Below are 20,733 nucleotides of genomic sequence, written 5' to 3'. Positions count from 1 at the left end.
GGGGCTCTGAGTTCTTCGCGAGCGAGCTCGCTCCTACACAGGTCAAACGTGCCGGTGTGGCAGCTCGATCAGCGCTTTGAGCCCACCCAGTTCACTTTCCTGCAACTGCAATGCCCCGCCCCACACCTCGACGATATCGCGCACGATGCCCAGCCCCAGGCCATGGCCGTCGATCTGTTCATCCAACCGCGCGCCACGGCTCAATACTTGATCACGCTGGGTCTCCGGGATGCCAGGGCCATCGTCTTCGACCGCCAGCTGGTAGCCGTGCGGCGTTTCACTGATGCTCAATCGCACTTCGGCATCCGCCCATTTGCAGGCGTTGTCCAGCAGGTTGCCGAGCAACTCCAGCAAGTCTTCACGGTCCCAGGGCAGTTGCAGGCCGGGAGCGACGTGGTAGCTCAGGTCCAGGTGTTCGCCGTGGATCATGTTAAGGGTGGCCAACAGCCCCGGCAGTTCCTTTTCACAGTCGAACAACGCACCCGGCAAGGTTTCGCCCGCCAGGCGCGCACGATTAAGCTCGCGGTTGAGGCGCTGCTGCACCTGTTCAAGCTGATCGCGCAGCAACTGGCTCAACTGCGGCTGATCCCTGAGGGCCTCGCTCGATGCGGCACTCAACATCACCGCCAACGGGGTTTTCAGCGCATGCCCCAGGTTGCCCAAGGCATTGCGCGAGCGTTTGAGGCTGTCCTCGGTGTGCGCGAGCAAATGGTTGATCTGCGCCACCAAGGGCTCGAGCTCCAGCGGCACCTGGGTGTCCAGTTGCGAGCGCTGGCCTTGTTGCAACTGAGCAATCTGGTTACGCGCCGTTTCCAGCGGGCGCAAGGCGCGACGCACGGTGATCCGCTGCAGTACCAACACCACCAGCAACGCCGCGAGCCCCAGTACCAGGCCGATCTGGCGCATCAGGCGAAAGCTTTCGCGTACAGGTGTGTAGTCCTGCGCCACGCTGATGGAGATCGGCTGGCCGAAACGCTTGTAGTCCGAGCGCAATATCAACAACTTCTGGCCTTCAGGCCCCAGTTGCAGGTTGCCCTTGAGCCCGGCCTCGGGGAGCGTTGGCAGTTCCTGGTCCCACAATGATCGGGAGCGCCAGTGCGTGTCGGCAAAATCAATGCGGAAATAGTGCCCCGAGAATGGGCGCTGATAGGCCGGTGACAGGCGATGCTCATCCAGCTGTACTCCGTTGGGCCCACGCACCAGCGCCGACAGCAGGTTCTCACTGTCGTTGCGCAGGCCCGCCTCCAGATAGCGTTGCAGACCGGCCTCGAACAGCCACAGACTGGTTTGCGCCAGCACCACGCCGACGATCACCATCACGCTGATCAACCCCAGGCTCAAACGCCGCTGGATCGACTTCATGCAGGGCTGGCGCCGAACCGATAACCCTGGCCGCGCCGGGTTTCGATCACGCTGCGCCCCAGCTTGCGGCGCAGGTGGTTGACGTGAACTTCCAGCACGTTGGAGTCGCGCTCGGTCTCGCCGTCATAGAGGTGTTCGGCCAGGTGACTTTTCGACAGGATCTGTTCGGGGTGCAGCATGAAATACCGCAACAGGCGGAACTCTGCGGCGGTGAGCTGGATCTCGTCACCGTCGCGCAGCACGCACTGGCGACCTTCGTCCAGGTGCAGGCCGGCGGCTTGCAGGGTCGGTTGGTTGGCATGCCCGTGAGAGCGTCGTAACAGCGCTTGAATGCGCAGGTACAGTTCTTCGGGGTGAAAAGGCTTGCTCAGGTAGTCATCGGCACCGGCCTTGAGCCCTTCGATGCGCTCTGCCCAGGAGTCACGCGCCGTCAGCACCAGCACCGGCGTGGCCAGGGCTGCCGCGCGCCATTGCGCCAGCACCTCCAGCCCCGGCAAGCCGGGCAGGCCAAGGTCGAGGATAATCAGGTCATAAGGTTCGCTGCGGCCCTGATACGCGGCGTCGCGCCCATCGGCCAGCCAATCGACCGCATAGCCTTGGCGCTGCAGGCCGGCCAGCAGCTCATCGGCCAGCGGGACGTTGTCTTCCACCAGAAGCAGGCGCATCAGTCTTCCTTATCTTTGATCAATGTACCGGTGGTTGCGTCGAGCTTGATTTCGCGCACCACGCCGTCGGTGGTCACCAGCTCCACTTCATAGGCGTATTGGCCGTGCTTTTTCTCCAGCTCCGCCTCCAGCAGCCGGGCCCCAGGGTAGCGTGACATTGCAGTGTGCAACAGCTGCTCCAGCGGCAGGATCACCCCCTGCTGCCGCAGGGCCAGGGCTTCATCCTGATTGAGGTCGCGAGCGGCCAGGCTGGTGCAAAAGGCCAGGAGCGCCAGCAGCACCAGACTAGCGGCGCGTCGATATACCGTCATTACGTGTCCTGATGATTCTTGAGAACGTGCCCGCTGAGCGCGTCCAATTCAACGTCCCATTCGAAGCCATGGGCATCTTCCAGCTCGACCTGGTAAATGTACTTGCCGTACTCCTCGTCCAGGTCGGTGCCCAGCAGGGTCGAACCAGGGTGCAAGGCAAGGGCGGTGGCTTCAAGCTGATCGAAGGCGACAATAGTAACAGTGCCAGGCAATTTCAGTGGTTTTTCGGGGTCCATTGCCCAGGCCTGCGTGACCGAGCCTGCAATGATACCGGCGGCGACCAGCGCTGTAAGGCGCTTCATGATGAGTCTCCGTTTCAGGATGTTTGTCCTACGACTGCTCACGGTACGCGCGGCAACTTAACTGAAGCTGAATTGCCACCATGGCAATTCCCCGCAGGGGCGAGCTTGCTCTTGCTGGCGCAGTGTTTATGAAGAATTACGCGAGTTCGCTCCCCAATCGCTTTGACAGAGACCGGTATGACAGCCATCCACATCAAGTTCACCGCCCTGACGCTCAAGGCCGGTAAACGCGCCTTTGCCCGCATTCGTGAGCAAGGCCTTGCGCCTTCTGACGTCGGCATTCTTCCGGGCGCGGCCGGCGGCCCCAAGGCCTTGGGCATCCAGGGCCTGGACCTGGCGCTGTTCGGCGACTGGCTGGCGCGTGCGCCTCGGGAGCGGGCGCTGATCGGTGCGTCCATCGGCTCCTGGCGGTTTGCCAGCGCTTGCCTGCCGGACCCGGTGCAAGGCTTGCTCGACCTGGGCCGCCTGTATAACGAACAGCGTTTCGCCAAAGGCGTGACCATGGCCGAAGTCAGCCGCAGCTGCCAACGCATGCTCGACGACCTGCTGGCCGGCCGCGATGCACAGATACTGACCAATCCCGACTATCGCCTGAACATCATGGTGGTGAAGAGCCACGGCCTGCTCGCCGACGACCACAGAGGCCGCTTGGGCCTGGGCCTGTCATCCGTGATCGCCGATAACCTGCGCGGCCGCGCACGGCTGTCGCGGCATTTCGAACGCCTGATCGTCCACGACCCTCGCCAGGCACCCCCGGTGCACCCCCTCAAGGATTTCCCGTCGCGCTTCCTTGAACTGGAACTGGGCAACCTGCGCCAGGCGCTGCTGGCATCCGGCTCGATTCCCATGGTGATGCAAGGCGTGCGCGACCTGCCCGGCGCAGGCGCTGGCACCTACCGTGACGGTGGTCTGTTGGATTACCACCTCGACCTCCCCTACCGCGGCGACGATATTGTGCTGTACCCGCACTTTACCGACCGTGTCATCCCCGGCTGGTTCGACAAAGGCCTGCCATGGCGACGCAGCAACCAGCAGGGTTTGCAGGACGTCCTGCTGCTGGCACCGTCAAAGGACTACCTGGCCCGCCTGCCTTACGGCAAATTGCCGGACCGAAGCGACTTCAAGCGTTTCGTGGGCGATGACGCAAGTCGCAACAAATACTGGCAGACGGCAATGAGCGAGAGCCAGCGGTTGGGGGATGAGTTTCTGCAGTTGGCAGACAACGGTGGGCTGGGCGAGCGTTTGCAGCCCCTTTGACCCAGCGGTATGCGCGGCGACGGGTCAAGCTGTTAAACTCGCCGCCTGCCAGATACCTGACCGAGCTGAAAATACCGTGGAAATCTTCAAAGAGTTTACGTTCGAATCCGCCCACCGCCTGCCGCACGTCCCGGACGGCCATAAATGCGGGCGCCTGCACGGGCATTCGTTCAAGGTGGCGATCCACTTGAGCGGCGACCTGGATCCCCATACCGGCTGGATTCGCGACTTCTCGGAAATCAAGGCGATTTTCAAGCCGCTCTATGAGCGTCTCGACCACAACTACCTCAATGACATCCCCGGCCTGGAAAACCCTACCAGCGAAGTGCTGGCCAAGTGGATCTGGACTGAGTTGAAGCCACTGTTGCCGGAGCTCAGTGCGATTCGCATCCATGAGACGTGCACCAGCGGGTGTATCTATCGCGGCGAGTAAGCGATGCGTTGTTGAAAAAACCACCTGCGGGTGGTTTTTTTACGCCTGGCCCAAGCCGATCCAATTTGTGTCACGGTTGCACTGCTTTCGCGCTTGATCGCGCCTCTGGAACCAACCCGCCGCTGTAAATAACGAGCGCTCTGGGTACGTGCGCCACTGCCGCCGGGTTGGCACGCACGGTGCAACAGGCCTGCGTCATTATTCAGGGAGCGCGGCACATGACCCAGCAAGAATCCGGCAACGATTACCCCCTCAGCGAAGTGCCTCTGCATGCGCGCAAGGGCCTGGCATCCACGGCCATGGTGCTGCTGGGGTTCACGTTTTTTACGGCAACCATGTTTGCCGGCGGCAAACTGGGGGTGGCCTTCAGTTTTACCGGCATGCTCGGCGTTGTGGCCCTGGGTAACCTACTGTTGGGTATCTACGCCGCGGGCTTGGGTTACATCGCCTTCAAGAGCGGTTTGAACTCGGTGTTGATGGGGCGTTTCTGCTTTGGTGAAATCGGCAGCAAGCTCAGTGACCTGATCCTCGGATTCACCCAGATCGGCTGGTACGCCTGGGGCACCGCGACTGCCGCCGTGGTCCTGGGCAAGTATTTCGAATTGAGCCAGGGCAGCGTGCTGGCCTTGATGATGGTGTTTGGCCTGCTGTTCTGTGCCACAGCGTACGTGGGGTATCGCGGGCTGGAAATCCTGTCTTACATCGCGGTACCCGCCATGGGCATTCTGCTGTTGCTGTCGATGTGGGTCGCGACCGTCAAGATTGGCGGGCTGGATGGTCTGCTGGCGGTGGTACCGAGCGCTGAGCTGGACTTGTCCACGGCGATCACCCTGGTGTTCGGCACCTTTGTCAGCGGCGCGACCCAGGCTACCAACTGGACGCGGTTCTCCCGCTCGGCCAAGGTCGCGGTACTGGCCAGCCTGATCGGTTTTTTTATCGGCAACGGCCTGATGGTGTTGATCGGCGCGTATGGCGCCATCGTCTATCAGCAGCCAGATGTGGTGGAAGTCTTGCTGCTGCAGGGGTTCGCCATGGCAGCGATGGCCATGTTGCTGCTCAATATCTGGAGCACCCAGGACAACACCATCTATAACTTCGCCGTCGCCGGTTGCAACCTGCTGCGCACTCGGCGACGCAAAACCGTGACCCTGGCCGGTGCGGTGATCGGCACCCTGCTCGCCTTACTGGGCATGTACGACATGCTGGTGCCGTACCTGATCCTGCTGGGCACGGTGATCCCGCCGATTGGCGGGGTGATCATGGCCGACTTTTTCTACCGTTATCGCGGCCAATACCCACGCCTGGCGCAGGCTCGACTGCCCGCTTTCAACTGGCCAGGGCTGACGGCGTATGCAGTGGGCACGCTGCTGGCGTTCAACTCGCCATGGGTTGCGCCGCTGGTGGGGATCGCTGCCGCGTCGCTCACCTACATACTGCTCAGCGCCTTGCTGCGGGTGCGCCAACCGCTGGCTGACGCCCAGGCATGAGCCTGACCACGGCCGGTGGTAACCTGACGGCCGCCTGATTGAATTTAGCCAAGAGGAACTTGCCCATGCACATCATCAATGCCCGCCTGCGCAACCGTGAAGGCCTGCATGATCTGCACCTGGAACATGGCCGGATCGCCAGCATCACCGCGCAAACAGCCGTACCGGCGTTAACCGCTGGCGACTTGGATGCCGCCGGCAACCTAGTAATCCCGCCCTTCGTCGAACCGCACATTCACCTGGACGCCACCCTCACTGCCGGCGAACCACGCTGGAACATGAGCGGCACCCTGTTCGAAGGCATCGAATGCTGGGGGGAACGCAAAGCCACCATCACCCAGGAAGACACCAAAAGCCGCGCCAAGCAAACCATCCAGGCCCTCGCCGCCCACGGTATCCAGCATGTGCGCACCCATGTCGACGTCACCGATCCGGACCTCACCGCGCTCAAGGCCATGCTGCAAGTGCGTGAAGAAAGCGAGCACCTGATCGACCTGCAAATCGTTGCCTTTCCCCAGGAAGGCATTGAGTCTTTCCGCAATGGCCGTGAACTGATGGAAGAAGCCATTCGCCTGGGCGCCGACGTGATCGGCGGCATCCCGCATTTCGAGTACACCCGCGATCAGGGCGTGAGCTCGGTGAAGTTTCTCATGGACCTGGCCGAACGCACCGGCTGCCTGGTGGATGTGCATTGCGACGAAACCGACGACCCGCACTCACGTTTTCTTGAAGTGCTGGCCGAAGAAGCCCGCAGCCGCGACATGGGCGCCCGTGTCACCGCCAGCCACACCACCGCCATGGGCTCCTACGACAACGCCTACTGCGCCAAACTGTTTCGCCTGCTGGGCCACTCCGGCATCAGCTTCGTCTCTTGCCCCACTGAAAGTATTCATCTGCAAGGCCGCTTTGACAGTTTCCCGAAACGCCGCGGCGTCACGCGCGTCAACGAACTGCTCGAAGCCGGCATGAATGTGTGTTTCGGCCAGGATTCCATCGTCGACCCCTGGTACCCATTGGGCAACGGCAACATCCTGCGAGTACTGGAAGCCGGTCTGCACATCTGCCATATGCTCGGCTACCGCAACCTGCAGAGCGCCCTGGATTTGGTCACCGACAACAGCGCCGAGGCCATGGCACTTGGCGACCGGTACGGCCTGGTACCCGGTCGACCAGCCAACCTGCTGGTGCTCTCGGCAGACAGCGACTATGAGGTGATTCGCAGCCAGGGCCTGCCGTTGTATTCGATCCGCAACGGCAAGGTGCTGATGAAGCGCCAGCCGGCGCAGGTGGAATTTGTGTAACGCGTGGCGTTAGACAATCGAGTCGATGTCCAGGACGTGCGCTCTACCCAGGTCGCTATGAATGGGTGGCGGGATACTGGCAACCTGCGGCAGGGCTCGGTTTTCCCGGTGAGTGAACCAGCGCTTGAGGCCCAGTTGCAGGTCGGCACAGTGCGCATGACTACCGTACACATCGCGTGCATCGAGGCGACGCCAGCGCAGGCTGGCCAGGCGCTCACGGCTGGTATGCAAGCGATCGATCTCTGCGTTCAAGGCTTCGTTATGCTCATGGCTACGGTCGTTGGCCGGGCGCAAGCCCTTCAGCTCACTGCGTTTGGCTCTGAGCTGCCTGCGCATGTCATCTAACGCGCGATCAAGCAATTCAAATTCCCTCGCGGTGACCATCGGCCCCTGGCTGTCCAGGGTTTGCTGCCAGCGCCGCAATGTCGCCCACGCCGCCGGAATATAGCTGGCGGTCATGAAGTGCTGATTGGCCTGCAATAGCTGCCTCAACAGGTTGCCGCGCTCGGGCATGTCGCCGTGCAGCTGTAATGCTCGATTGCACCCGGCCTCCTGGATCGACTCACAGCCGGGTTTCCACAACACTGAAGAACGCGTGCCATCGGCAAGTTCAATCGGCATGAAGTGCTGTTGTTCACCATGATGCTGGTACGCATTGCCACCGACGCGTACCAGGCCCGCCGCAAACAACAAGCCGCCGGCGGTGGGGGCGCTGAACAAGGTGACGGCACCTGGCACCCACAATTTGGCAGTGGTGTTCATCCATGGCGCAGGGACGCTGGGGACGGGGTCGTTGTGGTTGACGATTCGGTGGTGGACCAGGGCGGAGGCGCCTTCGGTGAACTCGGAATCTGCGGCGCGGGGGGCACCGTAGGTGTAGAGAAGGATGTTGTAGTTGGCGTCCGGGATTCGGCGCAGTCCTTCGGCGAGTAGTAAAGCAATTGCGCCGCCCAGGCTGTGGCCGCAGATGACCACGCGTTGATCAATGTGGTATCGCGAAAGGTAATCCAGAACAAAGTGATACATAGCCTGAAACCCTTGGTAAAAACCTCGATGAGCTTTACCTGCACCCTCGAGGAAAGGGACTTGATGAGCATCTGCGTCGCGCAAAGCATCTGCGCCACTGGCCGTACCGCGGACCGCTATAAGTACAACCTCATCGTGATGACAGATGAAGGCTTGAGTATCTGTGCCGAATTCAACGTCATTAAAAAAATGTATACCCTCCGGATGCTCACCAGGTGGTTGATTGCGCTCATACAAATCAGGATCAAAGGGCAAAATCTCGAAGCGACGGGAGTAGGCGACGTCTTCATACAATGGGTAAAACCGCTGCACTTGTTCTGAGTCGAACTTCCAAGCCTCTCGGTAACACGATAACTGCTCTACGAACACGTTTCCTATACTAGGGTTCAGCGGAAAACTGACCGTATCCCCATCTCCTGTTGGAGGATCCTGGCCAAATTCGCAGTAACTCAACGTAGCCATAAGCGCCAGCTGATAGAGGTTAAGCGCACAAAACTGATCATCAGGGGAAATGATTGGCCGTAACGCTCGTAGAGGACGTACCTCCAACGTCGTACATTGGTTGGGGAAGAGCATCACCCCTTTGACCAAGTTTTCAGGAGGGCCAAACCCGAGATCCGCCATCATATTGAGGGCATTTCGGGGAAGGCCCCAAACCTCAGGCGACTTTGGAGGTAAGTGGGCTTTGTACCGAACCAGATCACTGACCTCCACGTGATAAAAACGATCTGCTTTTTGCCGTGCCGGGTTATTTTCGACACGCTGGCCATCGTTGCTTAGAAAATAAGTCTGTTCGGCACGTACCTGAAGCTCCGTAATGGGTAATGCGTAGTCACGCCGAGTCATAAGCCTTTTATAAGGCATTTCGTTGCCTGAATAAGGCTCATCCATCAGCAGACTTACCGGCCCACGATACACATCCGGATGCCTGGCAAAACCGTCTCCATCCAACCGCCCTCTGTATCGCTGCCCCGCGCTGTCCTGAAGAGTGTAAGGCAGCCCTCCGTAGGCCTTACCATTGCCCGTCTCATCGACCAGACGAAAGGACAACCAATCCCCGCGCGATGGGCAAGCGGGCATTCTGTCGTTAAAAAACTGTTGCTTCCATGCATCCTGTTTCACGGAGTTTCTCCCTATTAATTACATGACGGGTAAATGTTGCATAAGCGTCCATCCGGCATTTTGAAAGCCTTGAAGTCGGAGACATTTCCCCGGCAAAAAGCGTACAAGTCCTCCACGCTTTCACCCTTACAGCGTTTCCAGCCACCAAGGACTTTTACCCAGTTATCATCCACGGCGGGCTCTTCCTCCTCGGTAAACCCCAACACCAACCTCAACGTTTTCCCCGGCAATCCATCACGGTGCACATGCCCCCCAGGCCGCGCCGTCTTAAGTTCGCCAGCAGCATCCACTGATTTGCACCAAAGGATTTTAAGAAGGGCATGCTCAGGGCCAGCGGTACGAAATAACCACTGGCATCGTCCAGGAAGTGCTTGGACTCCAGTCTCAGGCATCAAAGGCATTCCAGGCTCCCATTTATCGTGAAAATAGATGAGGCCATAGTCCCTTCCGATATCCGACCAACGCCGCCCCCAACTGGCATTAATTGCGAAAACAAGTCTGCGCAATACCAAAGGGCAGCCATTAACCTGGTCCTTCAATGGCACTTCAAAACTGACCCTGTTGGCGATGGGCTTGCTGATAGCCTTGAATATTTTGAGTTCAGACCGCCTGCCATTTTTTCTAGGCAGTTTGCAGACTTCGCCTGATGCAGGTGCATATGAAGCGTCCCCTAAAACGGCAAACCCGGCCGGCAAATCTACCTCCAGCGTAAAGCTATCCGCCGCCCTCCCCGTACACCCTGTCAGCCACATCATTCCAACAGCCAGCAATGCACCTTCCATCCACCTGATCATCCTTGAGTCCCCTCCTTGCGCCACTGCTCGAGCACACGCTCAAAATGCTGGGTCGGTGCCTCCCCGTCTAACGGTTGCCACCGAATGGCACTGCCCCGTGTCGCCTCTTCCAACCGGCGCACCACCAGGAACTCAAGCTGCTCAGGCGAACGCCATTGCCAGATACGGGCCTGCTCCAATACTTGGGCCAGCCAGATCCTCGGGTCCTGAAACTCGACCAAGGCAGCCAGGTCTTCACTGTGCTCAGTCAGCAGGTAGCGCAGGATGTTGGCCTGCAGAATGGCCGCGGCCTGGGGGTTGGGCGTCTGCAACCAGGGCGCGGGATCGGGCACCGGATATTCACCCGGCGCGGGGTTGTCATGGCTGTGCCAACGGCCCTCATGCCAGTAGCACACGCTGATCAGCGGGCCCAGGTAGATGGGCCATTGCGCTACAGGCAGATACGCGAGCGCACGGGCCAGGGTGCGGTTGTCGTGGAAACGGTAAAGGGCCTTTTCGCCTTCTGGCCCGACCAGCAGCCGCTCACGCCAATGTCGGATTACGGGGATCAGGTCATCGCTGGGTAAACTGCCGAGCCACCCCCGATTTGCCTCCGGGTTTTGCAGGGGATGGGCCAGCGCCGGCTCCCCGAGCTGTTCCAAGAGCAGGATCACCGGGCCCTTGCTCGCCAGTTCCGCTACCGCTGTTTCGGCATAGAGCGGGCAATATTGCGAGAGGTTGCGCGCCGCCATGAGCGACTGGCAGTGCTCGTTGCCGGCTTCGAGTATCAGACACAAACGACGCCCCGCTTGTTGCTGCTGCGCCATCCATTGATAAGGCACGTCTGGCATCACGCAGCCCTCCCGGTGATATCGCACCGGCCTTCGCGACAACGCTCACATACCGGGCAAAAATCCGCGTCCAGTTGGCGCGCCATTTCCATGACGAGGCCCTGCACAACCGACACCCCAGGCGTAATCGAAACAGACGAAGGGCTCACTGACCTTGCGGCGGATGGCGCGCCACCGACAGTGATGGGTCGGCTGCTGAAAATCCCTCCGGCCTGAATCTGCAGATGCTCGCCGCCCGCCTTGAAACTCAACTGCGCGCCGGCATCGACTACTAGGCTGGCCCCCGCCTTCAAGTGAATCTGCTGGCCGGCTTCGATCACCATGACCTGAGTCACCTGAGTGTGGCTATCGCCGTGCACGGCCAAGTGATCGCTTGCCTTCAGCACAACGCTGCGGTCACCCGTAATGTGGCGCTGCTCGCCGCTCTCAAGACGAACCGTGCTTAAACCCTGGATGATTTCACTGCGCTCACCCAACACTTCCAAACGGCTGTCGTGACCCACATGCTGCTCCAGGTCGCGCTGGGCTCGCAGGTAGATAAGCTCCTCGCCCTGGCGGTCTTCAAGATGCAACTCGTTGCCGCCCGCACCGCCGGGAACGCTGCAACTGCGCAGCACGCTGCGGGTCTTGTGCTGCGGCAGGGAATAGGCCGGCAGGTGCAGCGCATTGTGCAGGCAGCCGTTGATCAATGGCTGGTCCGGGTCCCCCTCCAGAAAGGTCACCAGCACCTCCATGCCCACTCGCGGAATCATCATGGCGCCAAACCCGGCACCGGCCCAACCGGATGCAACCCTCACCCAACAGCTGCTTTTGTCATCGGTCCTGTCCAGGCGATCCCAATGAAACCGGACCTTCACCCGGCCATAGGCATCGCAGTGCACCTCCTCACCCGCAGGCCCCGTGACAGTCGCTGTTTGGCTACCATTGATGGTCGGCTTGGGATGTTTGAGAGCAGGCCGATACACCGCACGCCAAGGCGTCGCGGTGAAGCGGTTACGATACCCGACGAAGGTGTCCGTATCGGGTATCGCTTCTTCCAGAACCTGTGGCTGATAGCCTTCGTGCCGCACCGAGGTGATCAACCACAAGTCGTTGCAGAGCGGATCCGGGTGGTCTTGCAGTTCAAGGAAATGGCCACTGCGCAACCGGGGCTGGTCACTCTTGCCTGACGCATAATGACGGTCGGATTGATGCCGTTCCAGGCTGCGACGCGCCAGTTGCGCCCCCCGTGCGTGACCGGTGAAACCGCCAGGGAAACGATAATCTTCAAGGGCCGGTTCCGGTGCGCGGCCGGCGGCCTCCTGCAAACGCAGCGACGGGTGTTCGAAGTCATGATCACGGCGCACCGTTCGCCAGCTACGGGTTTGCAGGCGTACATCGAAGCGCTGAACCCCCTTCGTTGCGCCCATCGGATCGGCTGTCGAGCAGTAGCGCTGGATTGGCAGGCGCTGAAACACTGTTTGATCATCACCAAACACCAGCAAGTGGGAATCGGCGCTATGACGGAAGTGGTAATGGATCCCCTCCTCCTCGCACAGGCGCTGAATGAACTGCAGATCGGTTTCCGCGTATTGCACGCAAAACAGCCGAGGCGGATAAACCACCGGACCCAGCTCGAACGCGTAGGCATCTGCCAGGATGCCGTGTTGCTCAAGAACGCTGGCGATAATCTGCGGCACACTGCGCTGCTGGAACACCCGCTGGTCGCGTCGGTGGGCAAGGCAGGCCAGACGTGGCGCGAGCGTAAGACGATAACGGGTGAGCCGAGCCCCCGAGGCGTCACGGCCGATGGCGTAAACCAACCCGTGCAGGCCTTGATCCGCTTCGCCCAGATAGAGATACACAGGCTGGTGAAGCAACGCCTCCAGGTCCAGGTCAGGGTTATCACTGACTAATTGCACCTGAATGAAATACGGTTGATCCAGGCACTCGCTGCCCTTGAAAGCAAGCACCTGCAAGTTGGCAGTGCACCCTGCAATCATTAGTTTGAAATGTGACGATACAAGAGCGTCAACCATTGATTGTTACCCGCTATCAATAAATAACCCTTTATAAAAGTTCTTCCCCGCTGACCGCTGAATGCGGGTCGAGAAAAAACGCCTGAACGCTCTGAAGCTTAGCGATTTCAGGAAAAATTCGACCTTTCGAAAATAAAAAAGAAGATTCTTACGGCGAGAATGGAAGTGTCTTTTATGAAGTCATAAACGGCTTTGATAAACAAATAATCATCAACAGGAAAGTTCTTACTTCAGCACTTCCAAACACAACTATTCAATAAGGAATCAGCTGACACTCACTGCAATGTTGACTGCTTATGCGAGAGGATGCGCAGTCCCGAAAAGACTGACGCTCAACAAAGTTTCAGCTTCAACCTGCAGACGCACTGGCACTGAGACGCCCGCTACCCACAGGCGGAGCAAACGCGATCGACAGCGTTTATTCGCAAACTCCGTCACGCACCACCCGAAAATCCCGGGGGAACCTGGCTCGCTCGACGAGGCCTGATGTGCAAGGATGTCGCGCAGGACATCGTTCGTTGAACGCAACACCAAGGATTATTCATGACTGCCATTCCCACTTCTGCCCCCGTGGTTCCAGGGCGGCTGGAGCAAATGTCGACCCGTATCGCTTTTTTCATCGCCGGCTTCGGCATCGCGGCCTGGGCACCGCTGGTGCCGTACGCCAAGGCGCGTGCACAACTCAACGAGGGCACACTTGGCCTGTTGCTGTTGTGCCTGGGGGTAGGATCGATCCTCGCCATGCCCGTTGCCGGGGTGTTGGCGTCGCGCTTTGGCTGCCGACGCGTGTTGAGCGCAGGCACCATCATGATCTGCCTGGCGTTGCCGATGCTGGCGACCGTTAGTTCGATCCCGCTGCTGATCGCGGGGTTGTTTCTGTTTGGCGCAGGGCTGGGTACCGTGGACTCGACGGTCAATCTGCAAGCGGTGATCGTGGAACGCGCCAGCGGCAAAACCATGATGTCGGGCTTCCACGGTCTGTTCAGCCTGGGTGGCATCGTCGGTGCGGCGGGCGTCTCCGGCTTGCTGGCGCTGGGTTTGTCGCCGTTGCAGGCGACGCTGGTGGTGATCGTCATCATGATAGTGGCGCTGCTCAAGGCCGGTCCCCATTTGCTCCCCTATGGCAGTGAAAGCTCAGGGCCGGCGTTCGCCATTCCCCACGGCGTGGTGCTGTTTATCGGCTGCTTGTGTTTCATCGTTTTCCTGGCCGAAGGCGCAGTACTGGACTGGAGCGCCGTGTTCCTCAGTGCCGAGCGCGGGCTGGACGAAGCCTATGCAGGCCTCGGCTATGCGGCATTCGCCCTGACCATGACCGCTGGGCGCTTGACCGGTGACGTGATTGTGCGGCGCTTGGGCGCTACCCGGGTGATCGTGGCCGGTGGCTCGTTGGCGGCAGCCGGTGTGTTCCTGGCCACGCTGTCCCCGGCCTGGGAAATGGCGCTGCTCGGGTATGCGCTGGTGGGCGCCGGCTGTTCCAATATCGTCCCGGTACTCTATACCGCCGTGGGCAAGCAGAACGTAATGCCGGAACACATCGCAGTGCCCGCCATCACCACGCTGGGCTATGCAGGCATATTGGCCGGGCCGGCCGTGATCGGGTTCATTGCCCATGGCAGCAGCGTGGCAACCGCGTTCCTGCTGATCGGTGGGCTGCTGGCGGCAGTGGCGGTCAGCGGGAAAATATTGCGTGTATGAGCGGCCTGATCATTCAGCCCGCTCACGCCTCCAGCGCCTTTAGTTACCCTTTTCTTTCTTATCGTTTTCCAGCCATCGATCGATGCTGTAGTTCTTCAGCCAGCCATCACTGTTGTGGCTCCCGAAAATGTTGGTGCCGTTAGCCTTGCTGCTGTCCAGCGAGGCGAGCAACCCTGGTCGCTCAACAATGTTCTTGGCAACGTATACCTGCTGCTCGCTGTATTTTTTCTTGGGGAACCCAGTAGCCGGGTCCCTTACAACATTACCGCTCTTATCGGTTTCGTCAGGGTCTTTGCTTATTTCGATAAGCGTGTCTGTCTTGACGTAGCGGTGCTTCTCGAAGAAGAAGCTGTAATCTTCGGATTCATCGCGCAACTGATCAAATATGCCCCGGAACGCTTCGACAACTTGTGAATTGGTTTTCGAATGGAACGGATCCGCGCTTTGCGTATTGGGGTTGGTGTTACCCACAACCAGGTCGGATGCCTTGGCCAGGCTTTCAGGGGTGATTTTACCGCCATCTACAAGAATGGCTTCGTTGAGCCGGGGACGATTGAGTATCTCCCTGGCCAACAGGATGGTGCGTTCGGCGACGCTGCTTGTATGCACATCCTCAGCGGCGATTTGTTGCAGGCTGCTCTGCGTCAAATGGCCATTTTTCTTGAACTTATCCAGCATGGAAAAGTTGTTGCCAAGGTCGGTCGCCAGCAGATGATCATCGGAACTGATATAGGGATTTCCCACATTCGACATTCCGCCATACAAACCTTGGCCGTCAAAATGTCGGCTGGCGCCGTTCATCATTGAACTGTTGTGGGAAAAACTCGAGGTCGTGGCGACCGGCTGCTGAACACCAATCGCCTTGTCAACTACGCTGAGCCGCGTGTACCACCACTGGCTGGAGCAGGTGCCTGATTTGCACCGGCAGACCAATTCCCCAGGTTGGGTAATCGAGAGCCCGAAGTATTTATGCCGTTATTCATGTTCATTTCTGCCTTATTTAGATTGCCCTACTCGAACCTTGAGTGACCCATCTTCGAAGCGCTTTGACTGTGAGCGCGAGACAAGCATCGAATATGTGGCAATCCAAAAAATTATGGTTCCGACAAACCGTCAGCCTGCTCCGTTAAACCTTGAGCTTATGTAACCAGCCAGGCGACGCCGTCAAAAAGGTCGGAGAACTGTCAATGACGGCGCGACAATTTGCTCAAGAGCAATTCGAACAATGACAGCGCAGACCGAGGCGCCGGCCTGTCCTCAACGGCTCGCGAGCCCCTGTCGAAGTCTTCGGTCGTAGGCGCCTTGAAACTGAACTTCGGCGACGACGTAAGGTTGAGCGCCTTTGCTTGAGATCTGCCTGGGCCTTGTAGCGTCGTTGCCGGAACAGGCAGGTTTGCAACAGCGTACTGGGAGTGAGTTTGGCGAGGTTCAAATGATGTCGAATTCATAGGCCATTGCCTGTTCACGTAGACGAAGGCATCCATGGGCAAGACCGATAGATGCTTCTTCGTGGTCAATACTTGCGAATGGTTCCTGCCTCACTGAGGAGGCGATTCCCGGCCGGCGCTTACCGACCGATGCAACGCATTCGGTCAGACCTTAGCGCAGGAGCCGGTACAGGTCGTTCCGGGTGATTTTGCCATCACGCAGAAAGCCGAAGGTATTGTCCATCGAGCCCTTCAGCTCCGAGCGCGCCATGATTTCTTTCGCCAACTGGGTAATGTTGTCGGTTGCCTCATGACCCACAAGTGGGCGCGACGCGAGCTTTGCAAATGTGTTGATGTCGATGGCGTTTCGGTTGGCGCTCCACCACGGCCCTTTCAACGCATTGAAGTTATTCAGGACATTCTGGGCAAGTTGCTTGTCGTCTTGAAGCTTCAGTGGGTTCGACGAAAAAATGAATTTGCTGATGTCCTCTTTAGACAGGGACTTATCCAGTGCACCCGTCTCGCCATTTCGATCAAGGGCTTGCATCAGCTCCGGGCGCTTGAGCAGTTCCCTGGCCAGCCTGATATTGGCGTCCTTCTCCGAATTCCCGGTCAAGGGTTGACGTGCCATCCTGCTGATATGCTCTGGCGTGACGGTCGCTGCGTGCCAGGGTTTGAACGCGTTGTATTTATCCAACAGGCTCTGAGCCAACACCTCGTTGCTTTGCTTGCCATATAAAGGATCCGGCAGCGTTGGGTTGGGACGTGCGGGCGGGCCTGGCTTGCAACACGGTTTGCAAGAGTGCGCCACGCTATCGAAAATCGGGCCGGACTGACTCGTCGATTGCGCGAAACTCGGGCCGCTCGTCACCGCAGCCTTGGCCACCGCTTTGGGATGCGCGTCTGCGCGTGTCTGCGGACGGTTGTCAGTTGATGAGGCGAGCGCTTGATTGGATGCGGATACCGACATGGGATGCTCCAGTTCTGATTTAGGGCGGTGCCTTCCTGCCGCAGACGTGCCGACGGACACGAGAATCGTGGCGCAGCTCTGCACCAGCAGGCCTTTGCTGTGTGGCAGGGCGGTGGCAATAGGTTCCTCGACGTGTTGAAAACAGCCGAATACGGGTAGGAACGAAGTCTTGGGGGAATGAAGAGCGAATCGCGAAATTTTCCCTGCCCACGGCACAACGTAAATCGCCGCTCACCCTGAGCAGGATGAGCGGCGATTGTTTGGATCAAGGCGCAGTCAGAACCCGACGCTGGCCTGTACGAAGAAGGTACGCGGCTCACCCAGGTACAACCCGGCATTGTTATCACTGGAGCGGGTGTAGTGCTGTTGATCGAACAGGTTTTTCACACCGGCACCCAGTTTGAGATTCGACAATTGCGCACCGAAGTCATACCCACTGCGCACATTGACCGACACATAACCGGGGATATCACCGAACTGACCATCAGCGGTGCCTTGAGTGATGTAGGCAGTGCCAGTGCCTGGCGCACGCTGGCCGGACTGGGCGTAGACGTCCAGGTTGTGGGTCCAGCGATTGACCTCGTAGCGCAGGCCCAGGGTCGCCACTTCACGCGAATACAGGGGCAGGTCGCGGCCCTTGAAGGGCACGTCACCTTCAGAGGTGGCCTTGGTGTAGGTGAAACCGGCGTTGGCAGTGAGGCCATCCAGGCGTGGGTCAAGGTTGGACAGGTCGTAGTGGGCCGACGCCTCGAGACCGGCGTGCTTGGTGGCGCCCAGGTTGGTCCAGCCCACGTCGTTGCTGACGTATTGCAATTCATCCGAGAAGTCGATGTAGAACAACGTCACTTCGCCACCCCAGACGCTGTCGTTGTAGCGTGTGCCGATCTCGTAGGTCTTGGCTTTTTCCGGATTGAGCCCGTTGGCGGTCTGGTTGCCGGTGCCGCCCTGGCCCAGCTGGAAATATTGCAGGCTGCCGAACGAAGTTTCGTAGTTGGCGAACAGCTTCCACGCATCGGACACGTGGTACATCACGCTCAGGGCGGGCAGTGGTTCGTTGTTATGGACCTCGCGGCGTTTCTCTTCGGTGCGCTTGCCATTGAGGCCCACCACCGGGCGATCATGCCACTCGGTGCGAATGTCTTCGAAGCGGATGCCCGGGGTGATGGTCCACTGGCCGATATCGATTTTGTTATCGACGTAGAACGCGTTGGCCTCGGTGCCCCCCGTGCGGTCCTGGTAAGCATGCCCATCGCTCTGCCCGCCCGGCGTCGGCACGTTATTGACCAGGTTCAGGCTGCTGGCCTGCTCATGCATGCCTTCCTTGAGATAGCGATAACCCACACTGACTTCCTGGGTGCTCGGGCCGATGTCGAATACATGGGAGACCCGTGGCTCGATGCCGAAGGTGTAATAGGTGCGCGGGTAGGAACTGAGGGTTTTCAAGTCCCGATTGGCGATGTTGCTGCCACGGAAACTGTCGGAGTAGTACGTCAACACTTCGGCCTGGGTACGGTCGTCGATCTGCCGAATGTACTTGAAGGAGACATCCTTGCGACGGCCGCTGAAATTGTCCCAGTCGCGCACCGACTGGTAGGGGTTGGCGTCGAACTGTTGCTGGGTCAGGCCACCGGGCATGTCGGCGCTGGCGTCGTAGTAGTGGAAGTTGAGCGAGAAGTCGTCTTGGTCGGTCGGTGCCCAGTGAGTCTTGAAGATGACGTCGTCGATGTCATTGGAATTGTTGCTGTTGCGATAGCCGTTGCCATTGACCCCGGAGTACAGCAGCGCGGCGCCGATGCCGTTGTCGGCGGTGCCGCCGATAAAGGCGTTCTCGACGTGCTTCCAGCCGCCGTGGGCGGAGGTCTGCAGCGTGGTGCCGACTTCACCGGAGAAGGTTTGCGGGATTGCGCGGGTCACGAAGTTGATCACGCCGCCGACGTTTTGCGGGCCATAACGCACCGAACCCGCACCGCGTACGACGTCGATGCCCTCCAGGTTGCCGGCGGAAATCGGTGCCATCGACAGCTGCGGCTGGCCGTACGGGGCGAACGCGGCCGGCACGCCGTCAATCAGCACGGTGGAGCGCGGTGACAGGCGCGACGTCAGGCCGCGAACACCGACGTTGAGGGAAATATCGCTGCCACCAGTGCCGTTGGCTTCCTGCACCTGCACGCCCGGTACACGGCGCAATACGTCACCGACGTTCATCGCGCCCTGCTCGACCATGGCTTCGCGGCGGATCACCGTGCGTGCGCCAGGGTGGTTCTGCACCACTTCGGCATTGGCATCGCCAAGCCAGTCGCCCACGACCTTGATATCGGTCACGCCCAACTCGAGGGGGGAGCCGGCTTCACCGGTGCCATTGCTCAAGGGGCGCAGGGTCACGGAGCCGGCGTCGATCTGGTAATACAGCCCGCTGCCCTGCAGCAATTGGCGCAGTGCTTGCTCGGGCGAGAGATCGCCGTCCACCGAGGGGGCTTGCTTGCCCGCGACCAGGTCGGGGCTGAAGAATACTTGCAGTGACGTTTGCTGTCCCAGTTGGCTCAGCGCCGCGCCCAGGGATTGGGCGCGAATATGGATGCCCTCGCCAGCGAATGCGGCAGGCAGCGCCGTGCTGACCGCAATGGCCAGGGCCAGAGGAGCCCAGCGGGAGATTTTATTGTTGTCGATGGCGAGTTTTTTCACGTCGAGCCGGGTCCTGTGATCGCAAGGGTGCGCGGTGGTTAATACAAACCAGTCGCAGTTGCAGAAGAAGACGAAGAACTCGAAAAAAACCTGAATTTCAGCGTGAAATAATTTCCTGGCTGCCATCCGGCAGCGTGCGCAAGGCCACCGGCAGGATGTGCGGCAGGGCCTTGAGCAAGGCTTCCGTATCGCTGGTGTTGAACACGCTGGTCAGGCGCAGGTTACCCACCGATGCCGTGCTGACCCTTAACGGCTGTTCGCGGTAGCGCGACACTTCCCGCGCCACGTCACTCAAAGCGGCGTTGTTGAACACCAGTTTGCCGCTGCGCCAGGCCGTCAGTTCTGCAGGATTCACCGCATAAACCGCCGCTACCCGGCCCTGGGTATCGACGTGGGTGCCACGCCCGGCCGTCAGTGTCACGCCTTGATCAGACAGGCGCCCTTGCACCTTCACCGTACCGGCCTCGACCGCGACGCGGGTCAGCTCGTCATCCCGGCGCACATCGAAGCGCGTGCCGGTAACCGTCACCCACCCCGCTCCGGCTTTAACCACAAAGGGTCGATCGAGGTCGTGCTCGACATTGAACATCGCCTCACCCTGCTTGAGCTCAACGCCGCGCTGGCCCTGTTCGTAGTGCACCGTCACCACGCTGCGGCTATTGAGGTCAATCGAGGAGCCATCGGGCAAGGTCACCTGGCGATGCTCGCCCAGGCGCGTAGTGAACTCAGCATCGTACGATTTTGTCTGGCTGTGCGTGAGGAACAATCCCAGGCTGAGTGCAACGGCGACGACACTGGCAGCCACGGCATAGCGCAGCACGGCGCCGCGCAGGGGGCGCTTCAGCGGCGCATCGCCGAGAGCCTGCAGCCGCGCCTTGGGCAGCAGGTCCGCCGCGTTCCACAGACCTTGCAGCACATCGAATTCATATTGGTGTTCGGGCCGCTGCGCGCGCCAGGCTTCGAAACGCTGGCGCTCCTGCGCATTCAACTCGCCATCCTGAAGGCGCACGAACCATTGCGCGGCCTCATCGCGGGCATGGGTATCCATGGT

At 59.7% G+C, this 20,733-nt stretch carries 17 protein-coding genes; 5 read left to right on the top strand and 12 right to left on the bottom strand.

Features of this window, described 5'->3' with window-relative positions; all coding sequences use genetic code 11:
• Window positions 1-42: 42 nt before the first annotated feature.
• The 4 genes from QF045_RS12355 to QF045_RS12340 are packed head-to-tail and all read right to left on the bottom strand — an operon-like array spanning window position 43 to window position 2,640.
• Window positions 43-1,362: a sensor histidine kinase gene (locus QF045_RS12355; protein WP_306492426.1), complete on the bottom strand. Its 1,320-nt coding sequence runs from the start codon at window positions 1,360-1,362 to the stop codon at window positions 43-45.
• Window positions 1,359-2,027 carry a response regulator transcription factor gene (locus QF045_RS12350; protein WP_306492425.1) on the bottom strand — a complete coding sequence of 223 codons (669 nt, stop codon included), beginning with the start codon at window positions 2,025-2,027 and terminating at the stop codon, window positions 1,359-1,361. The genes QF045_RS12355 and QF045_RS12350 overlap by 4 nt, the downstream gene beginning before the upstream one ends.
• A complete protein-coding gene (locus QF045_RS12345) occupies window positions 2,027-2,338 on the bottom strand; it encodes a PepSY domain-containing protein (RefSeq protein WP_306492424.1) in 312 nt (103 codons plus the stop codon). Before QF045_RS12345 ends, QF045_RS12350 begins: the two co-directional genes overlap by 1 nt.
• Window positions 2,338-2,640, bottom strand: coding sequence for a PepSY domain-containing protein (locus QF045_RS12340; RefSeq protein ID WP_306492423.1), 303 nt, complete (start codon window positions 2,638-2,640; stop codon window positions 2,338-2,340). Before QF045_RS12340 ends, QF045_RS12345 begins: the two co-directional genes overlap by 1 nt.
• Before the next feature lie 177 nt (window positions 2,641-2,817).
• On the opposite strand from QF045_RS12340, the gene QF045_RS12335 reads away from it, so the two are divergent.
• The 4 genes from QF045_RS12335 to codA all read left to right on the top strand — a co-directional run bounded on the left by QF045_RS12335 (window position 2,818) and on the right by codA (window position 7,118).
• Window positions 2,818-3,897 carry a patatin-like phospholipase family protein gene (locus QF045_RS12335; protein ID WP_306492422.1) on the top strand — a complete coding sequence of 360 codons (1,080 nt, stop codon included), beginning with the start codon at window positions 2,818-2,820 and terminating at the stop codon, window positions 3,895-3,897.
• 76 nt (window positions 3,898-3,973) lie between these two features.
• Complete coding sequence (gene queD, locus QF045_RS12330; protein WP_017736453.1) at window positions 3,974-4,330, top strand: 6-carboxytetrahydropterin synthase QueD; 357 nt, start codon at window positions 3,974-3,976, stop codon at window positions 4,328-4,330.
• Between the two features lie 218 nt (window positions 4,331-4,548).
• Window positions 4,549-5,817, top strand: a complete 1,269-nt coding sequence (gene codB, locus QF045_RS12325) for a cytosine permease (protein WP_306492421.1) — start codon at window positions 4,549-4,551, stop codon at window positions 5,815-5,817.
• A gap of 65 nt (window positions 5,818-5,882) precedes the next feature.
• A complete protein-coding gene (gene codA, locus QF045_RS12320) occupies window positions 5,883-7,118 on the top strand; it encodes a cytosine deaminase (RefSeq protein ID WP_306492420.1) in 1,236 nt (411 codons plus the stop codon).
• Window positions 7,119-7,127: 9 nt separating this feature from the next.
• On the opposite strand, the gene QF045_RS12315 is transcribed toward codA, so the two are convergent.
• The 4 genes from QF045_RS12315 to QF045_RS12300 are packed head-to-tail and all read right to left on the bottom strand — an operon-like array spanning window position 7,128 to window position 12,908.
• Window positions 7,128-9,266, bottom strand: coding sequence for a lipase family protein (locus QF045_RS12315; RefSeq protein WP_306492419.1), 2,139 nt, complete (start codon window positions 9,264-9,266; stop codon window positions 7,128-7,130).
• Window positions 9,267-9,280: 14 nt separating this feature from the next.
• The gene (locus QF045_RS12310; RefSeq protein WP_306492418.1) at window positions 9,281-10,048 is read right to left on the bottom strand and encodes a hypothetical protein; all 768 of its coding nucleotides are present in this window, start codon (window positions 10,046-10,048) and stop codon (window positions 9,281-9,283) included.
• An 8-nt stretch (window positions 10,049-10,056) separates the two neighbouring features.
• A complete protein-coding gene (locus tag QF045_RS12305) occupies window positions 10,057-10,890 on the bottom strand; it encodes a DUF4123 domain-containing protein (RefSeq protein WP_306492417.1) in 834 nt (277 codons plus the stop codon).
• Window positions 10,890-12,908: a type VI secretion system tip protein VgrG gene (locus tag QF045_RS12300; RefSeq protein ID WP_306492416.1), complete on the bottom strand. Its 2,019-nt coding sequence runs from the start codon at window positions 12,906-12,908 to the stop codon at window positions 10,890-10,892. Before QF045_RS12300 ends, QF045_RS12305 begins: the two co-directional genes overlap by 1 nt.
• A gap of 543 nt (window positions 12,909-13,451) precedes the next feature.
• On the opposite strand from QF045_RS12300, the gene QF045_RS12295 reads away from it, so the two are divergent.
• Window positions 13,452-14,603, top strand: a complete 1,152-nt coding sequence (locus QF045_RS12295; protein WP_306492415.1) for an MFS transporter — start codon at window positions 13,452-13,454, stop codon at window positions 14,601-14,603.
• 39 nt (window positions 14,604-14,642) lie between these two features.
• On the opposite strand, the gene QF045_RS12290 is transcribed toward QF045_RS12295, so the two are convergent.
• From QF045_RS12290 to QF045_RS12275, 4 genes are all read right to left on the bottom strand, one after another.
• Window positions 14,643-15,404, bottom strand: coding sequence for a hypothetical protein (locus QF045_RS12290; protein WP_306492414.1), 762 nt, complete (start codon window positions 15,402-15,404; stop codon window positions 14,643-14,645).
• 798 nt (window positions 15,405-16,202) lie between these two features.
• Complete coding sequence (locus tag QF045_RS12285; RefSeq protein WP_306492413.1) at window positions 16,203-17,000, bottom strand: hypothetical protein; 798 nt, start codon at window positions 16,998-17,000, stop codon at window positions 16,203-16,205.
• A 276-nt stretch (window positions 17,001-17,276) separates the two neighbouring features.
• Entirely contained in the window at window positions 17,277-19,682 is a 2,406-nt protein-coding gene (locus QF045_RS12280) for a TonB-dependent receptor (RefSeq protein ID WP_306492412.1), read from the bottom strand.
• A 97-nt stretch (window positions 19,683-19,779) separates the two neighbouring features.
• On the bottom strand, window positions 19,780-20,730 hold the full coding sequence (locus tag QF045_RS12275; RefSeq protein ID WP_306492411.1) for a FecR family protein: 951 nt from the start codon (window positions 20,728-20,730) through the stop codon (window positions 19,780-19,782).
• Window positions 20,731-20,733 lie beyond the last annotated feature (3 nt).

The organism is Pseudomonas sp. W4I3 (assembly GCF_030816195.1).
In the GTDB taxonomy this organism is placed as follows: domain Bacteria; phylum Pseudomonadota; class Gammaproteobacteria; order Pseudomonadales; family Pseudomonadaceae; genus Aquipseudomonas.
The sequence above is the reverse complement of the archived record's forward strand: the minus strand, read 5'-3'. Positions and strand labels throughout refer to the sequence as shown.